Origin of the sequence: Floccifex sp. (assembly GCF_051873495.1) — a bacterium.
Classification (GTDB): domain Bacteria; phylum Bacillota_I; class Bacilli_A; order Erysipelotrichales; family Erysipelotrichaceae; genus Floccifex.
Genome location: NZ_JBJEEX010000041.1, coordinates 21034 through 47539, shown reverse-complemented (window position 1 = coordinate 47539; position 26506 = coordinate 21034). Strand labels below are relative to the sequence as shown.

The window sequence follows — 26506 nt, the reverse complement described above, 5'->3', positions numbered from 1 at the left end:
AGTAAAAGTATATTCTAAATGACTATTAGATGAGTCAATTAGAATATACCAGGAAAAAAAATGAAAAAAAAATATTTCTTTTTTGATATTGATGGTACTTTAACCAATGATGAAACAAAGAAAATTGTTCCATCAGCCCAAATCGCATTAAATAAATTACAACAAGCAGGACATTTTGTATGTATCGCAACTGGTAGAGCACACTATAAAGCACGTCCTTTTATGGAACAAGTTGGATTACACAATATGGTTTGTTGTGGTGGAGGGGCTCTTGTTGTAAAAGATGAAATTGTCATGAATACACCTTTAGACTTAGAAAAAGCTAAAAAGATTATTAAACAAGCTGAACAATTGAATATAGGCATTTTATTAATGTTAGATGACAGTAAGAAATGCTATGCCAAAAATGACTTATTCGTACAACAAGTAGGACCAAGACAAGAACCAACGGAATATGTTTATGATGAAAATCTAGATTTTGATTCTTTAACACAAATAATGAAAATTTATTTATCTGTTTCACAAGATGATGAATATAAATTAACAACTAAAGATTTATTGGGACATCTTCGTTATGTTAAAGATTATTTGATGTTTCAATATGATGCCAAAGAAAAAGGCATAGAAGCTATGATTGAATATATGAACGGAAATTTAGAAGATGTTGTTGTTTTTGGAGACGGAGACAATGATAAAGTTATGTTTGATGAAAGATGGACAAGTGTAGCCATGGGGAACGCTTGTCAATCATTAAAAGATAAAGCTACTTATATAACGGACCGTAATGTCGATGATGGTATTTTTAATATCTGTGAAAAGATGGGTTGGTTTGAACCTGTTCAATAAAAATCGCTTACAATAATTAACTATTTTTACTTTATTTGTCGAATCACTTCTAAAAATATGGTAAACTATAAGAAACAAAACTTATAGGAAAGAGGTTTATATATGGATTATAAAATTTTGTTAGTTTGCGCGGGTGGAATCTCGACAGGAAGATTGATTAAAAAAATGGAATCTTACTGTGAAGAAAAAGGTGATAATTTAAAAATGTCTGCAGCAGGCGTTAGTTCAGTAGATAAAGTCATTAATGATTATGACATTATTTTAGTTGGACCTCAAATGGCATATCGTGTTGAAGAGTTACAAACTTTAGGTAAACCGGTTGCTCCAATTGACTCTTTTGATTACGCAACAGCAAACTGTAAAAATATTCTTGCTCTTGCAGATGAATTATATAATAAATAGTTTTATTTGAAATTTTGAAAAAATCATTTATTATTAGAAGAGAATTTTTTAAATTCTCTTTTTTTAAGGTTAGAAGGATGATAGAATGTCGAAACAATATAATCAGGATAGTATTGTCATTTTAGAAGGACTTGAAGCTGTACGTAAAAGACCGGGGATGTACATTGGATCTACTGATTCTAAAGGTATGCATCACTTAGTATGGGAAATTCTAGACAATGCGATTGATGAAGCCTTAAATGGCTATGGAAACGAAATCCATATTACATTAGATAAAGATAATGTTGTTACTGTTGAAGACCATGGACGTGGAATGCCAGTAGGAAAACATAAATCAGGGGTTTCTGCTTTACAAGTAATTTTCACTGTATTACACGCAGGAGGGAAATTTACTAGTCAAGGTGGTTATCAAAGTGCTGGTGGGCTTCATGGTGTAGGTGCTAGCGTTGTTAACGCCTTATGTACATGGTGTAAAGTGTTTGTACATGATGGAAAAGACATCTGGAGCATGGAATTCAGCAATGGTGGAAAGAACATTGGTAAATTAGTTCATGAAGGAACTACAAAACGTACGGGAAGTATTGTATCTTTTAAACCAGATCCAACTATTTTCAAAAATTTAACATTCTCTTATACAAAAATTTGTGAACGAGCTCAAGAAAGTGCTTTTCTATTAAAAGGATTAAAAATCACTGTCACAGATTTGCGTAAAGAAAAACGTGAGGTTGTTTATCAGTATGAGGATGGTCTAAAAGCGTTTGTGCAAGAAATAAATTTAGAACACACGCCTATGCATGAACCTGTAAGTTTTTCATCTGATTACAATGGCATAATGGTAAAAGGATGTTTTCAGTATACCGATGATTATCAAGAAAATATTTTTAGTTTTGCGAATATGGTTCGAACACGAGATGGTGGTAGCCATGAAATTGGTGCGAAACAAGCATTCACAAAAGTTTTTAATGAATATGCTCGTAAATACGGTTTGTTGAAAGAAAAAGAAAAAGGATTTGAAGGTAGTGATGTACGAGAAGGATTATGTCTAGTTATTAACTTGACGATTCCTGAAGAATATTTACAATTTGAAGGACAAACAAAAGAAAAATTAGGAACACCTGAGGCTAAAACAGCGACAGATAATGTTGTAAGTGAATATTTACGATATTTTCTTGAAGAAAATAAAGAAATTGCGAATGTATTGGTTCGTAAAATAATTAAAGCGGCATCGGCTCGAAATGCAGCTCGTAAAGCACGAGAAGATGCTCGTAAGGGAAAAGGTAAAAATCGTACAGAGCGTGTTTTATCTGGTAAACTAGCAAGTGCACAAAGTAAGGATTCTCGTAAAAAAGAATTGTTCTTAGTGGAAGGGGATTCAGCCGGTGGTTCCGCTAAACAAGGAAGAGATTCGAAATATCAGGCAATTTTACCGTTGCGAGGTAAAGTATTAAATACTGAGAAAGCTTCTCTTGAATCTATTGAAAAAAATGAAGAATTAAATACCATAATTCATGCGTTATCAGCAGGAGTTGGTTCTAATTTCGTGGCGGAAGATTCTAATTACTATAAAGTCATTATCATGACCGATGCGGATGATGATGGAGCGCATATTCAAAATCTATTACTTACGTTCTTTTATCGCCATATGCGTGGCTTAATTGAACACGAGATGTTATATATTGCTTTACCTCCTTTGTATCGTATTGCCAAAGGTAAACAAGAATATTACTTATACTCAGACGATGAACTTGAAGAAAAGAAACAAGAACTTAAGAATGGTTATACTATTACTCGTTACAAAGGACTTGGGGAAATGAATGCTTCACAATTATGGGAAACAACAATGAACCCTGAAACAAGAACACTTGTGTGTGTTACTTTAGAAAATGCGATGATGGCTGAAAAACGTGTTAGTGAGTTAATGGGTGATAAACCAGAATTAAGACGAAATTGGATAGAAGACAATGTTGTGTTTACAATGGAAGATAACTATAAGGAGGTGGGATAATCAATGGCCAAAAAAGAAATTGCTAAAGAACCAAATATTTTAAAAAATTCATTAGAAGATATTTTAGCCGATCGTTTTTCTCGCTATTCAAAATATATTATCCAAAACCGTGCTTTACCAGATGCTCGTGATGGACTTAAACCTGTTCAAAGACGTATTTTATACGCAATGTATGAGGCAGGAAATACCTATAATAAGCCATATCATAAATCAGCTAAAACGGTAGGAAATGTTATAGGTAATTATCATCCTCACGGGGATAGTTCCGTTTACGATGCGATGGTACGTATGTCACAAAACTGGAAAATTGCTAATCCATTAATTGATATGCAAGGAAATAATGGTTCAATTGATGATGATCCAGCTGCGGCAATGCGATATACGGAAGCACGTCTAAGCAAAATTGCTAATTATTTATTGATGGACATCGAAAAAGATACAGTTGAATGGGCTCCTAACTTTTCGGATGAAAAAATGGAGCCAACTGTTCTTCCGGCAAGGTTTCCGAATCTTTTAATCAATGGTATTACCGGAATTGCAGCAGGTTATGCGACCAACATACCACCACACAATTTAAATGAAGTGATTTCTGCATGTATTTATCGTATTCAAAATCCGGATTGTACATTACAAGAAATCATGAATTTTGTAAAAGGTCCTGATTTTCCAACAGGCGGAATTGTGATGGGAAAACAAGGTATTGTACAAGCATTTAAAACAGGACGAGGAAAAGTCATTATTCGTTCTCGTGTTCGTATTGAAGAAACGAAAACAATTAAGAAAATAATTGTGTATGAAATACCTTACGAAGTAATTAAAAGTAATTTAGTTAAGAAAATTGATGATATTCGCCTAAATAAAAAGATAGATGGAATATTAGATGTTCGCGATGAATCCGATCGTAATGGACTAAGTATTGTCATTGATATTAAAAAAGATGCTCGCGAAGATCAGATTTTAAATTATTTATACAAAAATACAGATTTACAAATTTCGTATAACTATAATATGATTGCCATTGATAATAAAGCACCCGTACAAATGAGTTTAATGGCTTGTATTGATTCTTTTATTAATCACCGTAAAGATGTAGTATTACGAAGAAGTAAACACGATTTGGAATCAAAAGTAAGTAGAGCCCATATTTTAGATGGCTTAATTAAAGCCGTTTCCGTTATGGATGAAATTGTACACATCATTCGTAAATCAAAAGACAAACAAGATGCAAAAAATAATTTAATGGCTCGCTTTGATTTTACGGAATTACAAGCCGAAGCCATTGTTACAATGCGCTTATATCGTTTGACAAATACAGATGTTTTTGAACTTCAAAAAGAAAATAAACAATTAAATAAAGAAATCAAAGAATTAAAACAAATTCTAAATTCAAACGAAAAATTAGCTAGTGTTATTATTTCAGAGCTGCAAGATGTAAATGATACGTTTACAACACCACGATTGAGTACAATCGAAGACGAAATCGAAGAAATTGTGATTGATCATAAAGCTATGATAGCTGATGAACAAGTTATGGTTCCTGTTACATATGATGGATACGTTAAGAAAGTATCTTTACGTTCATATAAATCAAGTAATGAACCATTAACAAACCATAAAGATACAGATCACGTTGTTGCGAGTGGACAAGCAAGTACACTACAAATGCTTTTATTCTTCACGAATAAAGGTAATTATGGATATGTACCAATATATAAAATAGAAGAAGCTAAATGGAAAGATTTAGGAAGTCATTTGAGTTCTTATATCAAAATGGAAAACAATGAAAAAGTAATTGACGCTTATTTAATAAATGACTTTGATTTAAGTGTTCAAGTCGTTTGTGTCACAAAATATGGCATGATTAAGCGTATGATGCTAAAAGACTTAGAAACAGCGCGCATGAATAAAACACAAGCAATTATGAAAGTTGGAAGTTTAGATGAAATGATTGCTGTAAAAATTTCTAATTCGGAGAATGATCATGTATGCTTAATAACTGAAAATGGATTTGCACTTCAATATCCAGTAGATCAAATTCAACTTGTTTCAGGTAAAACAAAAGGAAATAAAGCTATGAATCTATCGCAAGATGATAGTATAGTGGATATGGTTGTGAATGATTTTAGTACTGGTTATTTCTTGATTAGTACGGATCACTTACAAATGAAACGAATGAAAACAACGGATATACAAACATTGAAGCGTCCAGCTAAAGGAAGTCGTATTTGTAAGGCTGTGAAGTCAAATCCAAGTCATATTTCAAGAATTTTTTATGTTGATATGAAAAAAGAATTTGACATCTGGGCTGATGACATATATCATTTTATGGCAAAAGACATTCCATTGATGAATGAACAAGCAACTTTTTCTTCGCCATATGGTAAAGTAGAACAATATGAATGGATTTTACCATTAGAACAAGTTCAAAAAGGAAAATGGACTGTAAACGCAGACGAAGAAGTTCAGATTTCATTATTTGATATGGCTGAATAGTTTATTGTTGTAAATTGATGTAAAAAATAGTAAAATATCTGATAGATAGTGAGGTTGATTATATGAATATTTTATCATCAATAATGTACACGCTTGTGGGTGTTATTGTTGGAGCACTTCTAGGGTTTTTTTTCACGAAAAGAAAATATGAAAAACAATTAAAAGAAAACCCTCCTATTAATGAAAAGATGATTCGTGCTATGTTCCTTCAAATGGGTAGAAAACCAAGTGAAGCACAAATTCGTCAAATCATGAAAAGTGTAAATCAAAATCGATAAAGGTTTCAAAAGAGTTCTTATTGGAACTCTTTTTTGTTATAATGAAAATATGAAAGCATTAAAGAAAATATTTATTATTTTGGTACTTATTGTTTGTATTGTTGTGACTGGATATATGTTGTTAAGTTATCAAAAATTTAAAAATATCCAAGAACAAAAGTCTATACAACAATGCGTAATAGAAGTACAAAATCAAGCTAATTATGTAAGTTATGAATATATATCGCAAGATTTGATTCATGCTACAGTTGCGATTGAAGATAGACGTTTTTATAATCACGGTGGAGTAGATTTTATTGGAGTAGGTCGTGCTTTAGTTAGTCAATTTAGTGATTCGTTTATTCGTTCAGGTGGTTCAACAATTACGCAACAAACCGTTAAAAATTTATATGGCTTATTTGATGGCAATTTTTTGGATAAAGGATGTCAAATGTGGATGGCCTGGGAACTAGAATCTATTTGTACCAAAGAAGAGATACTTGCTATTTATCTAAATATAATTAATTATGGTGATTATAATTTTGGCATTTATGAAGCGAGTACCAATTATTTTGGGGTATACCCTAGTGAATTATCATTAGCACAGGCAACTTTATTAGCAGGTATTCCTAATTTACCTGGTTATTATCAATTATCAAATCACTATGAAAATGCGAAACAAAGACAGTATAATGTTCTTGTTTGTATGGAACAATGTGGTTATATTGAAGAAAATCAAATTGATTCAATTTATAATGAATCGGTTTATGTAAATAATTATTAAGGAGGATTAATTTATGTTAGAAGAAAAAGATGTTCAATTTAATGAAGAAGAAGATGATTTATTTGAAGAAGATCATCAAACAAATGATTCAATCGGACAAGTGGTTGAAGATGTAAAAGAAAGAGTAAAAGAATACGCTGAGTCTGAAAAAGTACAAGAAACAATTAGTAAAGTCAAAAATCAATCCATTAATGCGTATAATACCGTTAAAGACAAAGTTACTTCAAATGAAACAATCAATGAATTTGTTGAGAATTCAAAAGAATCAATTAAAAACAACGAAACAATTCAAAATTTAGTTGATAAATCAAGTCAAAAAGTAAATGAATTTAGACAAAGTGATTCTTTGAAAAATACAATTGATAAAGCAGAAGAATTAACAGGAAAAGTTTCTAAGTCTATTTTCAAGGGATTAAGAAAAATTGTTAAGGAGAAAGAATAGCGACAATGTCGCTTTTTTCGAATATGAAGAAAACGATTATTTTTGATTGGAACGGGACATTAATTGATGATACAAAGTTTAGTCTATATATTGAAAATCAATTATTTAGAAATAGAAATTTACGAGAAATATCATTGGAGGAATATCGTGAAAAATTTTGTTTTCCAGTTATTGAATATTATAAAAATATAGGCTTTGATTTTAAACACCATTCTTTTGAACAATTGTCTACGGAATTTAATGAAATCTATAATCAACAATATCGACAATGTAATTTAATGGAAAATACTTTACCTTTATTAAGAAATCTAAAAACAAGAGGAATTCATTGCTTAATTTTAAGTGCATCACATCAAGATCATTTAAATGAACAAGTCCGTTATTTTAATTTGGATTCTTATTTTGATGATGTGATTGGCACACAAACGATTCATGCTGTGAGTAAAGTGGAACAAGGAATGAATTGGATTCAGTCTCACAAAGAAAAGAAAGAAGACTGTTTATTTATTGGCGATACGATTCATGATAGTGAAACGGCTAAAGCTATGGGAATTGATTGTATTTTAATGGATAGAGGACATCAGAATTATGATGTTTTAAAAGAAAGTGGAAGAATAATAATTCATGATTTAATGGAATTATTGAATCACATATAGGAGGAAAAATGGAAACAAATATTATTCATTCTGGCTTGCCTGGATTGGATCAGAAATTAGATGGAATACGTCAAGGAGACAATATTGTATTTCGTACCTTAAATTTAGAGTATTTCCGTTTTTTTGCACGTCATTTTGTGTATCAGGCACTAGAGGATAAAAGAGATATTCACTATATTCGTTTTGGTAAACATAAGCCAATGATTAATAACGTAACCAATGTTTTTGTTCATCAAATTGATCCAGATGAGGGATTTGAAACATTTTGTCTGGAAACATATAAATTAGCGAATATGGCAAGAGAAGCTTCGTTGTTTATCTTCGATAATATTTCAATATTAGTGGATTACTGGAATACAGATTTAATGCTTGCGAACTTTATAAAAGTTAGTACCAAAGTGCTTTCTGAAAAAAAACATGTCACTTTGTTTCCTTTACGAAGAGGGTCTCATTCCTATGACAGTACAAGTCAAATACGTGAAAGCACACAAATTTTTGTTGATATATTTTACGATGATGGGCATTATTATTTGACACCATTAAAAGTAGAAAACCGTTATAATCCGCAAATGTTTATTCCTCATCGCATTGATGAAGACTTAACATTTCATCCGCTAACTTATTCTACCTCTTTAGCTAAATACTATAAAGCTGTAGAGGAATCAGGGGCAGCTGAACAATTACAAGATTCATGGGATCGTTTTTTTTCATTGATGCAGCTAAATTATTCTAAAAAAGAATTAGTTCCCGCGGACAAAAAGAAAATGTGTTCAATGTTAATGAGTGATGATGAACGAATGCAAAAATTGATTGTTGAGAACTTCAAAAACAGAGATTTTATTCAACTTCATTCTCGTATGATTGGAACGGGTAAAATAGGTGGTAAAGCTTGTGGTATGCTTGTCGCAACGAAAATTATTATGCGACATTGTCCAGAAGTAGCTGAACATTTGGAACCACATGATTCTTTTTTTGTTGGTTCTGATATCTTTTATACATATATGATTCATAATGGTTTTTGGAATTTATGGATGCAGCACCGTGCGAATCCAGAAAACTTAGAAATTGCCAAAGAAATTCAAAATCGTTTATTGAATGGAAAATTACCAGATTTCATTGAAAAACAATTTAAAAGGGTAATTGACTACTATGGAACGTGTCCTATCATCGTACGTAGTTCTTCTTTCTTAGAAGATGGCTTTGGGAATGCTTTTGCTGGTAAGTATGAATCTGTTTTTTGTATTAGTGGGGACACATTAGAAGATCGTCTAATTATTTTTGAAAAAGCTGTTCGTATTGTATATGCTTCAACAATGTCACAAAGCGCTTTGGAATATCGCCGTAGAAGAAATTTGTTAAATGTCGACGAACAAATGGCTTTGTTAGTCCAACGTGTCTCTGGTTCTCATTTAGAAAATTATTATTTTCCAATGGCAGCAGGAGTTGGATACTCTTATAACAGCTATCCTTGGAGTGAAGAATTAGACCCCCATGCTGGTATGCTACGATTAGTGGCAGGATTAGGAACGCGTGCTGTAGACCGTACTCCTGGTGATTATCCACGTTTAGTTAATCTAGATAAGCCTTCGTTGTCTATGTATTCAACTAGTAAAGATAGACATCGTTTTTCACAACGTAAGATGGATGTATTATCGTATGAAAATTATGATGTAGTATCTAAGAAAGTTGAACAGATGTATCCGGTAATGTTACCATGGCAAAAGAAATTGTTGTTTTCACATGATACGGAAGCTGAATGGGTTTTTAGAGATAGGGGACAATATCGTGAGGTTTTATTTACAGATTGTCAACAATTAATCAATAATAAAGAATTTATCCAGATTATGCAGACAATCCTAAAAACATTAGAACACTTTTATCAAACTCCTGTAGATATTGAATATACTGTAAACGTCTCACAAGCCAATGAATTATTTATTAATTTATTGCAGTGTCGTCCTTTACAGGCAATGCAGAATAAGAATATCCAGTTACCAACTTTGACAAAAGAAAATATTTTCTTTGAAATTGATAAAACGTGTATGGGAGAAAGTAGAAGTATTCCAATTGATGTTATCGTATACATTGATCCGTTTGAATATTATTCATTGGAATACAATAAAAAACCAGATATCGCAAGAATTGTTGGGAAAATAAATAAAATTTATAAAGATAGAGGATTACATTTGTTACTTGTTACGCCAGGTCGTATTGGTACATCTTCTCCTGAATTGGGTTTACCAGTTTCTTTTGCGGAAATCAGTGAATTTAATGTAATTATGGAAGTGGCATATAGTAAAGTGGGTTATCTTCCGGAATTGTCGTTTGGGTCTCATATGTTTCAGGACTTAGTTGAAGCTCAAATTCTTTATATCGCATGCATGGAAAATGAAAATACTAAGAATTATAATTTGAAAATTTTTGAAACTTTAAATGAAAGAACTGATGAAATCGATGATGATTATCGAGCTATTATTCATGTTTATGAACCGAAAAATATGATTTTAGCTTATGATAATATTAAAAGAAAAGTAATTTGTGGAAAAGCAGACTAAGGTCTGCTTTTGTATTTTTTGGTCAAAATTGTGGTAAAAAATAAAAAAAACTCAAAAACCTCTTAAAAACAACTATAAAATGTGCTAATCTTTAAACTATAGCGGATATAAATATATATCATACGGGTTAAAACAATAGAAAGAGTGAAAATTATGAAACAAGTTAAGATTACTGAAACTGTTTTGCGTGATGCTCAACAATCTTTAATCGCCACACGTATGCCACGTTCGGATTTTGAAGATATCTTAGAAACGATGGATCAAGCTGGGTATTATTCATTGGAATGCTGGGGAGGCGCAACATTTGATTCTTGTCTACGTTATTTAGACGAAGATCCATGGGAACGATTACGTTTTATTCGTTCAAAAGTAAAAAATACGAAACTACAAATGTTATTGCGTGGTCAAAATATTTTAGGATACCACCATTATTCAGATGCAACAGTTCGTGCCTTTGTACGTGATTCAATTAAAAATGGAATCGATATTATTCGTATTTTTGATGCCTTGAATGACTATACAAACATTGAAGTAGCTGTTGATGAATGTATTAAAGCGGGAGGACACGCTCAAGGAACAATTTGTTATACGACAAGTCCAATCCATGACTTAGATATGTTTGTTGATTTAGGAAAACAATTAGAAAAAATGGGATGTCATTCTATTTGTGTTAAAGACATGGCTGGAATAATGACGCCACAAGTTGCATATGATTTAATTACAGCTCTAAAGAAAAATGTATCAATCCCTGTTGTATTACATACACACTCAACAACAGGATTAGGACAAATGACTTATTTAAAAGCTGTAGAAGCTGGTGTTGATGTGATTGATACTGCTATTTCATGTTTAAGTGGCGGTACAAGTCAACCTGCTACAGAATCAACTGTATATGCTTTAAATGAAATGGGATATGATACGGGATTAAAAATGGAAGATTTAAAGAAAATCAATGATCATTTTGTTCCTGTAAAACAACGTTTTATTGATGATGGACAATTGAATCCAAAAGTCATGGGTACAAATATCGATGCTTTAAATTATCAAATTCCAGGGGGAATGCTTTCTAATTTAATTGCTCAATTGACTGCACAAAATGCACTAGATCGACTTGATGAAGTATTAGAAGAAACCCCTAATGTTCGTAAAGACTTAGGATATCCACCTCTAGTAACTCCAATGTCACAAATGGTTGGTGTTCAAGCGGTAATGAACGTATTATATGGTCGATATAATTATATTTCAAAAGAAGTAAAAGCATATTTACGTGGAGAATATGGTAAAGCACCTGGTGAAATTAATAAAGAATTACAAGAAAAAGCATTAAATGGTGAAAAACCAATTAGTGGTCGTTATGCCGATACAATTAAAAATGAAATGTCTGATGCAGTGAAAAAATTAGGAACGTATGCAACAGATGAAGAAACTGTATTATCTTATGTTTTATTCCCTCAAATTGCTGAAAAATTCTTCAAAGACCGTGAAGAAAAGAAAGCATTGGTTGCGAAATATACAATTAGAGAGGTTGAATAACTATGATTGAATCATTAACAATGGGTGAAGGATTAAAAATTGCGTTATATGGTTTTACAACTGTATTTATCATGTTAGCGTTGTTAATGGCCATTGTTTCACTTCTTAGTAAAATTGTTACCAAGATGGAAACTAAGAATAAACAAATAGAAGCAGAGCCTGTTAAAGAAGAACCACAAGAAAAAGTGGTCTCAAATGTGGAATACACAGGAGAAATTCAATTAATTGATGTGGATGAAAAAACAGCTGCTTGCCTTATGGCTATTGTAAGTGATGAAACAAAAATCCCACTTGAAAACTTAATCTTTAAGAAGATTCGATTATTGGAGGAAAACTAACATGAAATATGTAATTACATTGAATGGAAAACAATATGAAGTAGAAGTTGAACAAGGACAAGCAACAGCAAACTATGTTGGAGAAGTGTCTCAACAACCTGTTGTTCAACCACAACAAACTGCACCTCAACAAGCTCCTGTTACACAACAACATCCTGTTGCAGTTGGCGCTGGAGAACCAGTTAAAGCACCTATGCCTGGTACAATTTTACAAGTAAATGTATCAAACGGCCAAAAAGTAAAAGCAGGAGATATTTTATTTGTGTTGGAAGCTATGAAAATGGAAAATGAAATTGTAGCTCCAACGGATGGTACAATTACTTCTGTTGTTGTCAGCAAAGGTGCATCTGTACAAACAGATGATGTCCTTGCAACGTTGCAATAGAGGTGATTCATTATGGAATTATCTTTCTTTGGCGTTTTAGGTGAAATATTAGGATCAAGTGGATTTGCTGGTTTAATTCAAGATCCTAAAAGAATCATAATGATTTTAATTGCCTGTGTTTTATTATATATGGGTATTAAAAAGAAATATGAACCATTATTGTTGATTCCAATCGCAATTGGTATCTTATTATGTAACTTTCCAAGTACAGGGATTTTAAATGCACCTGCTGATGGACAAAGTCCTGGATTTTTGTGGGTATTGTATCAAGGGGTACAGCATGCGATATATCCATCGATTATTTTCCTTGGAATTGGAGCGATGACTGATTTTGGGCCATTGATTTCTCGTCCATCTTCATTATTATTAGGGGCAGCTGCCCAATTTGGAATATTTACAGCGTTCTTATTAGCTCTTGCTCTAGGATTTGACCCTAAAGTAGCTGCTGCTATTGGTGTTATTGGAGGAGCGGATGGACCTACAGCTATTTTAGTTGCTTCTCGTTTAGCAGAAGATTATTTACCAGCTATTGCGATTGCTGCTTATTCATATATGGCTTTAATCCCAATGATTCAACCACCTCTAATGAAACTTGTTACAACCGAAAAAGAACGTAAAGTTGAAATGAAACAAATGCGTACAGTTTCTAAGACAGAAAAAATCTTATTCCCAATTGTGGTTATGATTTTCGTTATTTTATTAATTCCAGATACTGCGCCATTAATTGGTATGTTGATGCTAGGAAACTTATTCAGAGAAAGTGGTGTTACAGATCGTTTAAGTGATACAGCGCAAAACGCATTAACAAACATTGTTACAATTGCTTTAGGATTATCTGTTGGATGTAAGGCAAGTGCATCAACTTTCTTATCAATTGAAACAATCATGATTATTTGCTTAGGTTTATTAGCATTTATGCTAAGTACTTTAGGTGGATTACTTTTTGGTAAAATCATGTGCAAATTAAGTCATGGTAAGATTAATCCTTTAATTGGAGCTGCTGGTGTTTCTGCTGTTCCAATGGCTGCTCGTGTAGCACAAGTTGAAGGACAAAAAGCAAATCCAAAGAATTTCTTATTAATGCATGCAATGGGTCCAAACGTTGCAGGTGTTATTGGTTCAGCCGTTGCTGCTGGATTCATGCTTAAAATATTTGGAATGTAAAAACTCGGAATTCCTAGTTTTTTTTGGATAGTATTTATGAAAGAAACATATATGAATAAAAAAGATATTTTATCAACAGAAGGAATAAAAAAATATTTAGATTGTAATTGTGAAATTCACTATGAACAAGAAGTAACATCCACGAATTCTTGTTTAGTTCAACTCGCAAATACAAATATAAAAGAAGGATATGTTTTAGTTTGTTCATCACAAACTAAGGGAAAAGGAAGAACAGGTCACTCATTTTATTCTCCAAGCCAAAGTGGTGTTTATTTATCCGTTTTACTACGACCTGATAAAAGTCCTATGGAGACTACTAATATAACACCGATGGCCGCTGTGGCAGCTTGTGAAGCAATTGAAAAAATTAAAGATGTCCATCCTCAAATTAAATGGATTAATGACATATTTGTGAATCAAAAAAAAGTATGTGGTATCTTAACGGAAGCATCCATTAACACTGAAAAGAAGTGTATGGATTATGTAGTACTAGGAATTGGTTTTAATGTCTACGAACCTCAATCAGGTTTTCCTCATGATTTAAAAGATATTGCAGGGTCTATTTTTGATGAAGAAATTGAAGATGGAAAAAACAAATTAGTAGCGTATTTTATTAATTCATTTTTCCATTATTATTCGAATTGGAATCGAAAAGATTATTATCAAGCATATAAAGATCGATGCATGATTTTAAATAAAAAAGTATTAATCAAAGAAAATAATCATTTTAAAGAAGTATTCGCAAAAGATATCAATGAAAACTTTGAATTAATCATTGTTGATGAAGGTTCACAGAGAATTGTGAATTCTGGTGAGGTTCATATTAATGCGAAATTTATTTCATAATTTAAAATATGCAAACAAAAGAACTAACTAAAATTTCATTAATGAGTGCTTGTTTATGTCTAATATGTCCTCTATCTATTTCAATTGGACCTATTCCTATTTCACTTGCTTCTTTTATGGTTATGGTGACTGGTTACTATTTAGGAAGTAAAAACGCAACAAAATCAATTGTACTGTATATAATGATAGGCTGTATTGGTTTACCTGTATTTGCTGGATTTAAAAGTGGTTTTACTACTTTATTTGGCATAACAGGAGGATATATTATTGGCTATATTCCTTTGGCGTTTTTTTCGGGAATTCAAGCAAATTCTCATATACACAGAATTGGATATATTTTGATGGGAACTTTATTGTTATATGGTATAGGACTAATATGGTTTCAAATATTGACAAGTTCAACTTTTACAGAAAGTTTTCTGATTTGTGTATTACCATTTATTCCTGCTGATATCATTAAAATATTATTATTTTTGATAATTCAACCTAAATTGAAAAAAGATATTCTCACTTAAAGTGATTTAAGTGGGAATTTTTTTACAAAATTGTTATAATAGGCCATATGGAGGAATGAACTATGATTTGTAAACAATGTCAAAGTGAAATATCCGATGACGCTAAATTTTGCCCGAACTGTGGTGTGAAAATAGAAAAAGAAGAACCAGATGAAAAAGAATGGTTTTTTGTAGAAAATGCTAAATCAAATGGAAAATATACAAAAGCGGAAATGATATCTTTCTTTAATGAGGGAAGGATTACAGCTTCTACTTATGTATGGAAAAATGGAATGGATGATTGGAAACATTTTAATGAAACAGAACTGGCATCTGTTGAACCGGAATGTGATCAAGTGCAAGAAGAGCATATTGAAGAACAAACAGTTGAAAAAGAAACAAATGAATTTAATCAATGGTATTATATCAACGCTCAAAATGAACAAGTCGGACCAATCAGTGAAAATGAAATCATTTCATTGTTAGCCTCAGGTACATTAAATCAAAATACATATGTATGGTGTAGTGGTATGGAAGACTGGGAATTTGTTAAGAATACACCTTTAAGTGTATACTTAAAATCTCGTAAGACAACGGAACAGCCAAAACAAGAATCGTATACGCAAAATACTTCTTACCGTGTTGAGAAAAAGAGTATTGGTCTATATTTATTATTTTCAATTGTAACTTGTGGTATTTTTTCATTGTATTGGTTATATTCCATTGCTCGTGATATTGAAACAATGGAAGGACGCAAAGCAAGTACGAGTCCCGGTATGGTGGTTTTACTTTCACTTGTTACATGTGGAATCTATGAATTATATTTCTACTACAAAGCATGTAAAAGAATTCATGCTTTACAATTCAGTAATGGATATGTTGCAGCCGATGATTCTGTTATTTCCTTGATTTTGGCATTATTTGGATTGGGAATTGTTTCAAAATGCATTATTCAAAGTACAATCAATGATATCCAAAATTTTGCACAATAAATATTTAATAGGAGCAGCAATAATCATTCTGCTCCTTTTTTATCGTTGCCCATTCCAATTTATAACGGGACTTCCATGTCCTGGCTGCAACATGAAAACAAGTTTGTATTATTTACTACATGGTAATATTGAATTGTCTTTGTACTATCATGCTCTATGTATTCTGACAATTATCTTGTTGTCTTTGGCTTTTCTATGTAGAAAAAATAAAAGAATTGTGAAATTAATACTAATTATATGGTGTTTGAGTATGGTTTTATATTATGTATTGCGCATGATTTATATTTTTCCAGAAGCACCAATGAATTATTATGACAAAAGCTTATTAGGAGGGCTTTATGAAAAAGCTTTTATTTATCATTAATCCTAACTCAGGAAAGAAAAAATCAAAATCAGATTTAATAGATGCTTTGGTTTCTTTTAGTGCTCATTATCAAGTTGAAGTATATTGCACTACCAAGCAACTCGATTGTCTTCAAATGATTCAAAACAAAGGAAGTCTATATGATGTCATTGTTGTTTCAGGAGGAGATGGTACTTTAAATGAAGCTGTAAATGGTCTTATTTCTTGTGAGAAGAAACCATTACTTGGATATATTCCAACTGGTACAATGAATGATTTTTCAAAGAACTTTGATTTAACTCCATCATTTGAACAAACAGCTAAGAAAATTGTCCAAAATAGAACTTTTAAATTTGATATTGGAAAAATAAATAATTATTATTTTGCTTATGTTGCTGCTTTTGGAGCATTCACGAATGTCAGTTATGAAACACAACGCGAACTTAAAGAAAACTTAGGAGACATTGCTTATTTGTTAAAAGGAGTATCTGAACTTCCTAATTTAAAGCCATATCATGTTAAAATGAAAATTGATGAACAAAATTATGAAAATGATGTTTTAATGGGTTTGATTGTTAATGGATATCGAGTATCGGGAATGGATGTTATTGAAAAAGATGATCATTTAATGAACGATGGGGTATTTGATTTAATTCTTGTTGAATGGACAGATAATTTATTAGAGTGGATTCATTATCCAATTGGTTTATTAAAACCTAATATTACAGCTAAATTTGTAAAAAGAATTAAGGCAAAAGATATTGAAATTGATTTTGATAGTCCGATTAGTTGGACATTAGATGGTGAAAAAGGAGAAGAGAATACACATTTTGAGGTAAACAATTTACCTCAAGCATTGGAAATCCTATATTAAAAGCTTATTCATGAAAATTATGAATAAGCTCTTTTTTTTGTTGGCGAGTTAATTGTTTAATGGCGTATTCTCGTTTTAAAGCATCGGATTTATTATCGAATTGTTCATAATAAACAAGATGAACAGGACCCCTACAACGAGTGTATTTAGCACCTTTTCCGGTATTATGAAGATGAATTCGATGCTCGACATTGTTTGTATATCCCGTATAGTATGTTTGATCATTACACTCTACAATATATACATAATGCATAAAATCTCCTATAAAAAAAACGAAGAACATCTTCGCTATCGTAAAATGGCTGGGGTACAAGGATTCGAACCTTGGAATGTCAGATTCAGAGTCTGATGCCTTACCGCTTGGCGATACCCCAATTTGCTTTTTAATTCTATCACTAAATTGTCAAAAATCAACTTAAAATTAATTGAAACTAAATGACTTTACGGTATAATTAAGACGTTGTTAAAAAAGGAGTGGAAATAAATGAAAGTTCGTACAAGATTTGCACCTAGTCCAACAGGTTATATGCACATTGGAAATTTGCGTACTGCTTTATTTGAATATTTAATCGCAAAAAAAGATGGAGGAGACTTCATTTTACGTATTGAAGATACAGACCAGGGACGTAAAGTTGATGGGGCTGTTGATATCATTTATGATACATTGAAAACTTGTGGTTTAAATTGGGATGAAGGACCTGATGTTGGGGGAGACTTTGGTCCTTATGTTCAAAGTGAACGATTAGGAATGTATAAAGGATATGCTGAAAAGTTAATTGAATTAGGAGGAGCTCATTATTGTTTTTGTAAAGAATGTGAATTAGAAGCACAAAGACAAGAAGCGGGTGATTCTTTTAAATTCGTTGATCCATGCAAAAAATTAACGAAAGAACAAGTTCAAGCAAAACTAGATGCTAATGAAGAATATGTTATTCGTCAAACAATTGAAAACGTTGAAATGACTTCTTATTATGATGAAGTTTATGGGCAAATTGATGTAGATGCGGATGTTTTAGAAGAACAAGTATTAATTAAGTCTGATGGGTTCCCAACATATAATTTTGCTAACATTATTGACGATCATACAATGAATATTACACATGTTGTAAGAGGTAATGAATATTTATCAAGTACACCAAAATATAACTTAATTTACGATGCGTATGGATGGGATCGTCCTACTTATGTTCATGTTCCACCTGTAATGAAAGATGAAACTCATAAGTTATCTAAACGAAATGGGGATGCTTCTTTCCAAGACTTAGTTGCCAAAGGTTATTTACCAGAAGCAATTATTAACTACATTGCTTTATTGGGATGGTCTCCAGAAACAGATCAGGAAATTTATTCAATGGATGAGTTAATGAAAGCTTTTAAAGTAAGTCGTATTTCAAAATCAGGTGCCATTTTTGATATTGATAAATTATCATGGATGAATGGAGAATACATTAATAAAATGAGTTTAGATGAATTCTATGAAATGGCTAAACCTATTTTAGAAGAAATTGTTACTAAACCATATGATTTAAAAGAAATTGCTTCTTTAGTTCAACCTCGTATTAAAAGAATCCATAGAGATGAAATTGAACCATTAATTGATTTCTTTGAAGAATTACCTGATTATGATTTAGAAATGTATAAACATAAAAAGATGAAAACAACCAAAGAAAATTCAATTGAACCATTAAAAGAAGCTTACCAAGTTTTATCTGAATTAGAAGATTGGTCAAATGCACAAGATATTCAAGATGCTTTGATGACTTTACCAGCAAAACTAGAAGTGAAAAATGGTCGTGTATTATGGCCTGTTCGTACAGCTGTATCGGGAAAACAATTTACGCCTGGAGGAGCTATGGAAATAGGACATATTCTTGGAAAAGAAGAAACGCTTCGTCGTATTCAAATTGGAATTGAACGATTAGAAAAGGACTTGGCTAATAATCAATAATGATTGAAATTCTAATTAAAGTCGCTGAATTTGTTGTGATTTTTATCATTGGATGGGCATTAGGTCCATTCTTAAAAAACAAAATCATAAAGTTATCGAAAAATGTTCAAGATCAAGGTGTTATTACTTTTATAGGATCAAGTATTTCTGTGATTATACGTGTCATCTTTGTAGTTATAGCGCTTGCTAGTGTTGGAGTTGATATATCGATCATTGTCGGTTCATTTTCAGCTTTAGGGTTGGGTATATCTTTGGCTTTAAAAGATAATATGGCTAATGTAGCTGCCGGTCTTCAAATTCTATTTACTAAACCATTTCAAATAGGTGATTATATTCAAGTAGATGAATCTGAGGGAGTGGCAAGTCGTATTGAAGTAATGTATACAACTTTAACAACTGTTTCGAATCAAGAAGTTATACTTCCTAATTCGATGATTATTAATCGAGAAGTAATTAATTATTCTAAAAATAAAAAAAGACGAATTCATATACAAGTACCAATGTCTTTAAAATCCAATCCAGATGTATTATGTGGTGCATTTAAAGAAGTTGTTCTTGCTAACGATAAAGTTTTAAAAGAAGAAGATATTAATGTTGTGATTGAAAAATTTGATCGAGATTATTATATTCTTGGCATATTTTGTTGGACGAGTATTGAAACGTATTGGGATGCATTATATGAATTAAATCAAGCCGTACAAAATAAAAAACTGGAAATGAATATTCCAGTTCCATCTCGTATGATAGGAATTGACAAATAAAGTCGATTCCTTTTTTATATGAGTTCATATTTCTTGAAAGCATTGTAGATACCATCATTTAAAAGTGAAGTGGTAACATCGTCACAATATTCTTTCACTTCTTGAGGTGCATTTCCCATGGCAATGGAAATATGAGATTGATCAAACATAGGTAAATCATTAAAACCATCGCCAATTGAAATGACATCATTTTTAGTTAATTTGAAATAATCAATTAATGTTTTCATTCCTGTTCCTTTAGTAACGGCTTTATTTGAAATTTCACCGCTTTGGGATCCCAATGGTGCAAAAGTAGCAGGTACAAGATCGTAATTGTCTTTGAATTCATTTTCTATTTGTTGATAAGAAAGATGAGATTCAATAAAAGTTACTTTATTAATATTTTGTTTTGATAATTCTTCATAAGATAAAACAATTGATTGATGACAAAGAACATAAACTGTATTTTTTATTTTTTCTTTTTCTGGTAAATGTGAACAATATTGTTTTTCTAATTCAACTAAGCGTTTTTTTGCAATTTCATTTACGAAAATAGTAGATGAACTTTCTAATAAAACAGGAATGTTATTTGTTTTTATAAAGGCAAGTAGTTCATTAATTTGTTTAGAATCAAAATAGATGTCTAATAAATCTTTTTGGGAAGTATAAATTGTTGCACCTGAACCACAGACAATGCCATCAAAAGGAATTTTTAGTAACTCGCCAAATATTTCACATCGCTGTCTTCCTGTACATAAACAAACTTTGTGCCCTTTGGCTTGTGCTAAAGCTATAGCTTCTTTTGTACTATGCGGAATAAGGCCACTATGATCAAATAATGTACCATCCGCATCTAAAAAAATTATCTTCATTTCTTTTCCTCACTAAACAAATGATACTAAAGATTTTTGATTTGTAAAGATAACTTGAGTTTTAGGGGCTATTTATAGTATCATTTATAAGACGAATGAGGGATGTTATGTTACAAAATTTAATTATTTTAGGAATTGTTCTTTTAGTTGGTATTGTTTTAGTTTTGATTCCAACAAAGAACTGGAATAGAATACTTAAACCATTTACTTTATCCACAACTGGAATTCGATATATTAGAAGGCGTAGAGATCATGTTGATACATTGGCAAATGTATTTTTATTTGTATCGGCATTATTTTGTATTCTATATTGGATAATTCCTTTTTATCAAATTTTTTATGTATTATGGTTATTGTTTTCTTTCCTATGTACTTTTGCCCAAGCAAGTAGAGTAAGTGCTTCAGCTAGTACAGCCGTTGGAAAAATTACGTTGTTTGGTGTTTACTTGATGTTTGGAATTGGTTTAGTTGGAGGAATTGGATTATTGAATAATAATGTTGCTTCTGCCTATGTTTCCAGCTTTTTCAAGGACATCATACAAGGAAATTTATTAAATCCATATTATTATTTTACGGATCCAACGATTACGGTTGTAGTAACAGAAGGAATTATTTTATTTTTTCCTTGTTATTGTTTATGGGCGCAATTCAAATATATGCGACTAGAGGATACATTTAAAGCAAGATGGATTGCGACTTATGTTTTAAAAGTTATTTTTGTTTGTGCACTAATGTATGGTATATCCTCTTTTGGATTTGACTTTATAAAAGTCGTTTTTCAAATAAAAGATATTTAAAAAGACGATTTTTCGTCTTTTTTTTAGGAGGTTTAGATGAAAAAAGAAATTGTCGATAATTGTATTGAATGCATAAAAAATAAACAATGGGTAGAATTTGAAGATGGATTCCCATTTTATAATCCGGCTATTATCGCTTTAGAAGATGAATTATACGCCACTTTATGCATGGATGCTAATTATATAGAAAACTACAATAATATTAAAGATATTCCAATTAATGAATTATCTATTACGCAAATATATACGTATCTTAGTTATATTTTTAAAACGGAACAATTTGTGATTGGTCACATTGATCAATATTGTCAAAATGGAATTTTAGAACAATTATTAGAAAGAGTGTAGAAATGGCAAAGTTAATATTTAATTATGGAGCGATGGGGTCTAGTAAAAGCGCAAATGCTTTAATGGTTTTATACAATTATGAAGAAAGAAATCAAAATCCTATTTTATTAAAACCTAATATTGATACACGAGATGGACAACATATGGTCAAGTCGCGTATTGGTTTAACGCATCAATGTGATTTGTTAAATGAATTCTTAGATAAATACCATGAAAATAATGAATACGTTGATCAATTTGATGCCATTATAGTTGATGAAGTACAATTTGCTTCTAGAGAACAAATCGATGATTTGTCTGATATTGTAGATTTTCATAATATTCCGGTTATATGCTATGGATTACGATGCGACTTTCAAAATGTATCTTTCCCAGGTTCTATGCGTTTAATGGAAATTTGTGATGAAATTAAAGAAATTAAAACAATTTGCTGGTGTGGTAAAAAAGCTGTATGCAATGCCCGTTATAATGAAAATGGAATTGTAAAAGAAGGAGATCAGGTTGTATTAGGATCAAATGAATCTTATATTTCTCTTTGCCGCAAGCACTTTAAATTAGGACAATTAAAAAAGGATTAATATGATTTGTATTTCACTTTATTTTGATGAACAAACAAATGAACGCTTTTCAAGGTTATCAAAGAAAATTCAAGAATTTACCAACGTATCTTATGAAATTCCTTATCACATCACATTATGTGCAGGATATCAAAATTTAAAACTTGATTCAGTATTTTCTTCATTTGATATTGAATTTGTTTCACTTGGTATATTAAATAATAGTATATGTGTATTTCCAATCATTGATGCATCATTATATAATGCCTATAAAGTAGCACAAGATACTATTGATGAACAAAACTGTAATCGATATTATCCTAAAGGGAAAATATTTAGTCATGTTACACTTTGTAAACATTTAACATCAAAACAATTGAGCGATGTTTTTTTAGCTATTCAAAATAATTTCAAACCCTTTAAAGGAAAAGTTGTTAGATGTTCGATTACTCAAACGAATCCTTATCAAGAATTAAATATATATAAGTTGAAAGAAGGTGACTAAAGTGAAAAAGAAATGTGATTATTGTGATAATTACTTCGATGATAGTGAATCAAATTGTCCTTATTGCGGAGCTCCTAATGAACATATTTCTAGAAATAGTGATCAACAACCTCAAACAATAAGTGAATTAAAACAATGGTATGTATCTCATAATTTACCTGATGAAAAAATCACGCGTTTCTTTATTGGAAAAGATGTGAAAGAAGCTCGTTGTTTTGGTATTTATCAAGATGAGAACAGCGGAGATTTTATTGTTTATAAAAATAAAGACGATGGATCTCGTTCGATTCGTTATCAAGGAAAAGATGAAAAGTATGCTGTAAATGAACTTTATCAGCGTTTGCGTGCAGAAATTTCAAATCAAAAAAAAAATACAAGACCATCTTCTTCTAAATCAACAATAAAAAGAAGAAAAAGTAATACTTCCTTTCAAATCATATTTGCATTAATCATTCTATTTATGATTTTATCTTTTCTTTTTCAATTTAGTTTTGGACCTAGAATAGGATATTATCGATATAACGGAAGAGAATATTATTACACAAATAATAACTGGTATTACTACGATGATTTTTTAGATGATTGGTTGTATAGCGATGATGTCGACTATGAACTTAATGAAGATGCATCGGATTACTATCAATCAAAGGACTATAGTTCACAATACGGAACTTCAGATTTTGATGATAGCCAATGGGCTAGTGATGATTCTGATTTTTCTAGTGACTGGGACAATGACAGTTCTTGGGATTTTTCTGATAGTTGGGATTCATCAAGTACAGATTGGTCGAGTGATTGGTAATATGAATGGTATAAAAATTTTTTGTGTGGGTTATTATGGAATCAAAATTATATGGAACACAATCTACAATGAATTAAAAAAGAGAGGCATGAAAAAGCCATTAAACGATGTTGTAAAAGATATTTATGATGAAGGTCGTTATAAACAATTCATGGATTATGAAAAACAATGCCGTACTTTATCTTTACTTCAATTGATATTAGAAGCTTTATTTACTTGTTCTATGGTTTGTAGTCCTTTTTTTGAATGGGTATCACAATTTAGTGTTTATCAATCTCTTTTAATTTCGATTGTAGTTTTTATGATTTGGGATGCTGCACTATCATTTATTATGCAGTATTATAAGACTTTTGTGATTGAAGAAAGATTTGGAATGAATAAGATGACCAAAAGAAAGTTTAATCATGAGTTTCTTATTGACTTAGTGTTTTCTTTTATTATGTCAGTCACATTCTATTTTCTTTTTACTTATATTTTAGAAAATATCACATATTGGACACATGCATTTCAATTGTCATTTTATAAATTAATGGGGATGATTCTAGGTATTGGTATTCTTATTTTGTGTTTAGTATTTATTTTTGTATATTTATCATTTTATGTTATGACTAAGCAATATACATTTACTTCACTTGAAAATACGGAACTCCTTGATGATATTCATAAGCTTTTAACTGGATGTAAAAAGAAGGTCAAGAGTATAAAAGTGTACGATGAGTCAAGGAGAAGTAATAGTAAAAATGCTTTTGTGTTAAAGCTTCCTTTTTTTAGGATGATTGGAATTGCGGATAATTTTTTAAATGAAAATTCATATAATGAATTATTGGGAGTATTAGCTCATGAAGCAGGGCATTTAAAACATAAAAGAAAATGGTATAACCATGTAATGTATTTCATAATTTTAGTTTTAATTTTGTTTATTGTATTTATTTTTTATCATTTTCAATGGATTCAAATGAGTATGGAATATATTAATCAAAGTTTTGGATTCGTAAATAATGTTTATTATTTATATTTTATTGTGATTGATATGTTAATAGAACCTATTTTATTTTTGGTTTCTGTATTCCATAATTATGTATCACGACAAGAAGAATATGAAGCGGATAGAAATGTTGTACAAGAAGGATATGGTAAAGATTTGATTGCATTGTTCAAGAAACTTTCTCGAGATGAATTAGTGGATGTAAATCCACATCCGTTTATTGAATTTATTGAATACGATCATCCAAGTATTACGCATCGCATTCTTGCACTATTAAATTGATAAAAATTACATCTTTGTGTATAATCTATAGTCGAGGGTGAAAAAATATGAAGTCAATGGGAGATATTTGTATTGATTTTCGAGATAATTCAATAGAGGAAATTAATACTATAAAAGATTATTTTAGAGAAAATAAATACAATGATATGTGGGTCAAAGAAGGAAAATTAACGGATAATATTTTTATGACGACACATGATTTATCTTTTACTTCTGTTTGTGTTCCAGAAGGAACATTTGAAAGTGTTAAAACATTTTTGAACGGTTTGGTTAATCAAATTCCGTCTATTAAATTTAAAGGATTGGTTTTGGAAGAAAAAGATAACTTAACAAGGGAATTACGAATTAAAAAAACGGAAAAAGATGATAAAGTGGATTATGATTTTTTAGAAAGAGAAGCAGTTAATCGATCTGATATTGATTCACTTGTGATTGATTTACATAAATTAGGAAAAGATGATCAGGAAATCGCAAATGAATTAGAAATTAATGTTCACTTTGTAGAAGATGTTTTAGAATAAAAATGGTAATAAACCATTTTTTTCATATATATAATAATTTTATGATAAAATCTGTTGTATAATAAAGAAGATGAATTAGTACCTTGGTACAAACCCATCTTCTAATATCGGATTCAGTTCTTCTCTTGTATAATGATCAATTTCGATGTAATTATCATTATGAAGACGGGAAATAACTTGTTTTATATCCATTGGATTTCCTTGAATTTCCATTGTGACAGAACCATCCGATTCATTACGAACCCATCCCGTTAATTGATATTGCATAGCAGTTTGGCTAGCTACAAAGCGAAAACCAACGCCTTGTACTTGTCCATAGAAATGATAGCGATAGCGTTTATCATTAGGATTTAAGGGTTTTAGTACTTGTTTTTTCTTATTAAATGGAAACATATATATCACCTACGTATATTATATCGTTTTCTAAATTTATTGACTAGGGGGATTTTATGGAGAAAGTTCAAATTGATACATACCGAATTTGTGATGAACAAGGTCGTGAAATGGAATTAGCGTTAATGGATGTCTTTGAAAAAGATGGTGTCCAATATGCTTCTTTGTCTGAAATAATTGATGATGAAATACAAGACGATGTTTATTTGTATCGTTGTCATGGCTCAGGAATGGATATGACATTTGAAATGATTGGTGAAGATGAATTCTTTGACATTGCTGAGTATTACATGTCTTTTTATGATATTTAATTTTTATCGCAAGAAGAGTTGGTCGTTTTTGCCAGC

Annotated in this window: 31 protein-coding genes and 1 tRNA gene; 28 read left to right on the top strand and 4 right to left on the bottom strand. The window is 31.0% G+C overall.

All coding sequences use genetic code 11. The annotated features are described in order from the left end of the window. The first annotated feature begins 60 nt into the window (after window positions 1-60). From ACI313_RS02600 to ACI313_RS02515, 18 genes are all read left to right on the top strand, one after another. Window positions 61-846, top strand: a complete 786-nt coding sequence (locus ACI313_RS02600; protein ID WP_320608968.1) for an HAD family hydrolase — start codon at window positions 61-63, stop codon at window positions 844-846. Window positions 847-948: 102 nt separating this feature from the next. Beyond that, window positions 949-1248, top strand: a complete 300-nt coding sequence (locus ACI313_RS02595) for a PTS sugar transporter subunit IIB (RefSeq protein ID WP_439755204.1) — start codon at window positions 949-951, stop codon at window positions 1246-1248. An 85-nt stretch (window positions 1249-1333) separates the two neighbouring features. Next, on the top strand, window positions 1334-3253 hold the full coding sequence (gene parE, locus ACI313_RS02590; RefSeq protein ID WP_320608967.1) for a DNA topoisomerase IV subunit B: 1920 nt from the start codon (window positions 1334-1336) through the stop codon (window positions 3251-3253). A gap of 3 nt (window positions 3254-3256) precedes the next feature. Continuing rightward, window positions 3257-5746 carry a DNA topoisomerase IV subunit A gene (parC, locus tag ACI313_RS02585; RefSeq protein WP_320608966.1) on the top strand — a complete coding sequence of 830 codons (2490 nt, stop codon included), beginning with the start codon at window positions 3257-3259 and terminating at the stop codon, window positions 5744-5746. A gap of 62 nt (window positions 5747-5808) precedes the next feature. Then, window positions 5809-6024 (top strand): YneF family protein, encoded by a 216-nt coding sequence (locus tag ACI313_RS02580; RefSeq protein WP_320608965.1) that lies wholly within the window; start codon window positions 5809-5811, stop codon window positions 6022-6024. 49 nt (window positions 6025-6073) lie between these two features. Beyond that, window positions 6074-6787 carry a biosynthetic peptidoglycan transglycosylase gene (locus ACI313_RS02575; protein ID WP_320608964.1) on the top strand — a complete coding sequence of 238 codons (714 nt, stop codon included), beginning with the start codon at window positions 6074-6076 and terminating at the stop codon, window positions 6785-6787. A 13-nt stretch (window positions 6788-6800) separates the two neighbouring features. Then, window positions 6801-7229 carry a hypothetical protein gene (locus ACI313_RS02570; RefSeq protein WP_320608963.1) on the top strand — a complete coding sequence of 143 codons (429 nt, stop codon included), beginning with the start codon at window positions 6801-6803 and terminating at the stop codon, window positions 7227-7229. 5 nt (window positions 7230-7234) lie between these two features. Then, window positions 7235-7885 carry an HAD family hydrolase gene (locus ACI313_RS02565; RefSeq protein WP_439755203.1) on the top strand — a complete coding sequence of 217 codons (651 nt, stop codon included), beginning with the start codon at window positions 7235-7237 and terminating at the stop codon, window positions 7883-7885. A gap of 8 nt (window positions 7886-7893) precedes the next feature. Continuing rightward, window positions 7894-10440: a PEP/pyruvate-binding domain-containing protein gene (locus ACI313_RS02560; protein WP_439755202.1), complete on the top strand. Its 2547-nt coding sequence runs from the start codon at window positions 7894-7896 to the stop codon at window positions 10438-10440. Between the two features lie 153 nt (window positions 10441-10593). Beyond that, a complete protein-coding gene (locus ACI313_RS02555; protein WP_320608960.1) occupies window positions 10594-11973 on the top strand; it encodes a pyruvate carboxylase subunit B in 1380 nt (459 codons plus the stop codon). A 2-nt stretch (window positions 11974-11975) separates the two neighbouring features. Further along, the gene (locus tag ACI313_RS02550; protein ID WP_320608959.1) at window positions 11976-12311 is read left to right on the top strand and encodes an OadG family protein; all 336 of its coding nucleotides are present in this window, start codon (window positions 11976-11978) and stop codon (window positions 12309-12311) included. A 1-nt stretch (window position 12312) separates the two neighbouring features. Then, window positions 12313-12696, top strand: a complete 384-nt coding sequence (locus ACI313_RS02545) for a biotin/lipoyl-containing protein (RefSeq protein ID WP_320608958.1) — start codon at window positions 12313-12315, stop codon at window positions 12694-12696. Window positions 12697-12708: 12 nt separating this feature from the next. Next, window positions 12709-13860 (top strand): sodium ion-translocating decarboxylase subunit beta, encoded by a 1152-nt coding sequence (locus ACI313_RS02540; RefSeq protein WP_320608957.1) that lies wholly within the window; start codon window positions 12709-12711, stop codon window positions 13858-13860. Window positions 13861-13896: 36 nt separating this feature from the next. Then, window positions 13897-14706, top strand: coding sequence for a biotin--[acetyl-CoA-carboxylase] ligase (locus tag ACI313_RS02535; protein WP_439755201.1), 810 nt, complete (start codon window positions 13897-13899; stop codon window positions 14704-14706). Between the two features lie 8 nt (window positions 14707-14714). Further along, complete coding sequence (locus tag ACI313_RS02530; protein WP_439755200.1) at window positions 14715-15221, top strand: biotin transporter BioY; 507 nt, start codon at window positions 14715-14717, stop codon at window positions 15219-15221. Between the two features lie 62 nt (window positions 15222-15283). Then, window positions 15284-16192, top strand: coding sequence for a GYF domain-containing protein (locus ACI313_RS02525; RefSeq protein WP_320608954.1), 909 nt, complete (start codon window positions 15284-15286; stop codon window positions 16190-16192). Beyond that, window positions 16167-16556: a DUF2752 domain-containing protein gene (locus ACI313_RS02520; protein WP_320608953.1), complete on the top strand. Its 390-nt coding sequence runs from the start codon at window positions 16167-16169 to the stop codon at window positions 16554-16556. The genes ACI313_RS02525 and ACI313_RS02520 overlap by 26 nt, the downstream gene beginning before the upstream one ends. Beyond that, a complete protein-coding gene (locus tag ACI313_RS02515) occupies window positions 16531-17409 on the top strand; it encodes a diacylglycerol/lipid kinase family protein (protein WP_320104446.1) in 879 nt (292 codons plus the stop codon). Before ACI313_RS02520 ends, ACI313_RS02515 begins: the two co-directional genes overlap by 26 nt. A gap of 4 nt (window positions 17410-17413) precedes the next feature. On the opposite strand, the gene ACI313_RS02510 is transcribed toward ACI313_RS02515, so the two are convergent. Then, window positions 17414-17662 (bottom strand): GIY-YIG nuclease family protein, encoded by a 249-nt coding sequence (locus ACI313_RS02510; RefSeq protein ID WP_320608952.1) that lies wholly within the window; start codon window positions 17660-17662, stop codon window positions 17414-17416. A gap of 46 nt (window positions 17663-17708) precedes the next feature. After that, window positions 17709-17783 (bottom strand) — tRNA-Gln (locus ACI313_RS02505). Window positions 17784-17893: 110 nt separating this feature from the next. Here ACI313_RS02505 and gltX point away from each other — a divergent pair. Both gltX and ACI313_RS02495 read left to right on the top strand, forming a co-directional pair. Beyond that, window positions 17894-19357, top strand: a complete 1464-nt coding sequence (gene gltX, locus ACI313_RS02500) for a glutamate--tRNA ligase (protein WP_320608951.1) — start codon at window positions 17894-17896, stop codon at window positions 19355-19357. Continuing rightward, complete coding sequence (locus ACI313_RS02495) at window positions 19357-20118, top strand: mechanosensitive ion channel family protein (protein ID WP_320104447.1); 762 nt, start codon at window positions 19357-19359, stop codon at window positions 20116-20118. The genes gltX and ACI313_RS02495 overlap by 1 nt, the downstream gene beginning before the upstream one ends. A 14-nt stretch (window positions 20119-20132) precedes the next feature. On the opposite strand, the gene ACI313_RS02490 is transcribed toward ACI313_RS02495, so the two are convergent. Next, window positions 20133-20969, bottom strand: a complete 837-nt coding sequence (locus tag ACI313_RS02490; RefSeq protein WP_320608950.1) for an HAD family hydrolase — start codon at window positions 20967-20969, stop codon at window positions 20133-20135. A gap of 107 nt (window positions 20970-21076) precedes the next feature. Between ACI313_RS02490 and ACI313_RS02485 the strand changes: the two genes are divergently transcribed. The 7 genes from ACI313_RS02485 (at window position 21077) to ACI313_RS02455 (ending at window position 25766) form a co-directional block, all read left to right on the top strand. Continuing rightward, entirely contained in the window at window positions 21077-21766 is a 690-nt protein-coding gene (locus tag ACI313_RS02485) for a hypothetical protein (protein ID WP_439755199.1), read from the top strand. A 36-nt stretch (window positions 21767-21802) separates the two neighbouring features. Further along, the gene (locus ACI313_RS02480; RefSeq protein WP_320608948.1) at window positions 21803-22114 is read left to right on the top strand and encodes a hypothetical protein; all 312 of its coding nucleotides are present in this window, start codon (window positions 21803-21805) and stop codon (window positions 22112-22114) included. Window positions 22115-22116: 2 nt separating this feature from the next. Continuing rightward, window positions 22117-22692, top strand: coding sequence for a thymidine kinase (locus ACI313_RS02475; protein WP_320608947.1), 576 nt, complete (start codon window positions 22117-22119; stop codon window positions 22690-22692). Between the two features lies 1 nt (window position 22693). Beyond that, window positions 22694-23176 (top strand): hypothetical protein, encoded by a 483-nt coding sequence (locus tag ACI313_RS02470; protein WP_320608946.1) that lies wholly within the window; start codon window positions 22694-22696, stop codon window positions 23174-23176. 1 nt (window position 23177) lies between these two features. Continuing rightward, the gene (locus tag ACI313_RS02465; protein ID WP_320608945.1) at window positions 23178-23978 is read left to right on the top strand and encodes a hypothetical protein; all 801 of its coding nucleotides are present in this window, start codon (window positions 23178-23180) and stop codon (window positions 23976-23978) included. A gap of 88 nt (window positions 23979-24066) precedes the next feature. Further along, window positions 24067-25245, top strand: a complete 1179-nt coding sequence (locus ACI313_RS02460) for a M48 family metalloprotease (protein WP_439755198.1) — start codon at window positions 24067-24069, stop codon at window positions 25243-25245. A gap of 47 nt (window positions 25246-25292) precedes the next feature. Beyond that, a complete protein-coding gene (locus ACI313_RS02455) occupies window positions 25293-25766 on the top strand; it encodes a hypothetical protein (RefSeq protein WP_320608943.1) in 474 nt (157 codons plus the stop codon). A gap of 75 nt (window positions 25767-25841) precedes the next feature. Here the strand turns inward: ACI313_RS02455 and ACI313_RS02450 are convergent, their stop codons facing one another. Continuing rightward, complete coding sequence (locus tag ACI313_RS02450) at window positions 25842-26159, bottom strand: acylphosphatase (RefSeq protein ID WP_320608942.1); 318 nt, start codon at window positions 26157-26159, stop codon at window positions 25842-25844. A gap of 56 nt (window positions 26160-26215) precedes the next feature. On the opposite strand from ACI313_RS02450, the gene ACI313_RS02445 reads away from it, so the two are divergent. Then, window positions 26216-26470 (top strand): DUF1292 domain-containing protein, encoded by a 255-nt coding sequence (locus ACI313_RS02445; RefSeq protein ID WP_320608941.1) that lies wholly within the window; start codon window positions 26216-26218, stop codon window positions 26468-26470. Window positions 26471-26506 lie beyond the last annotated feature (36 nt).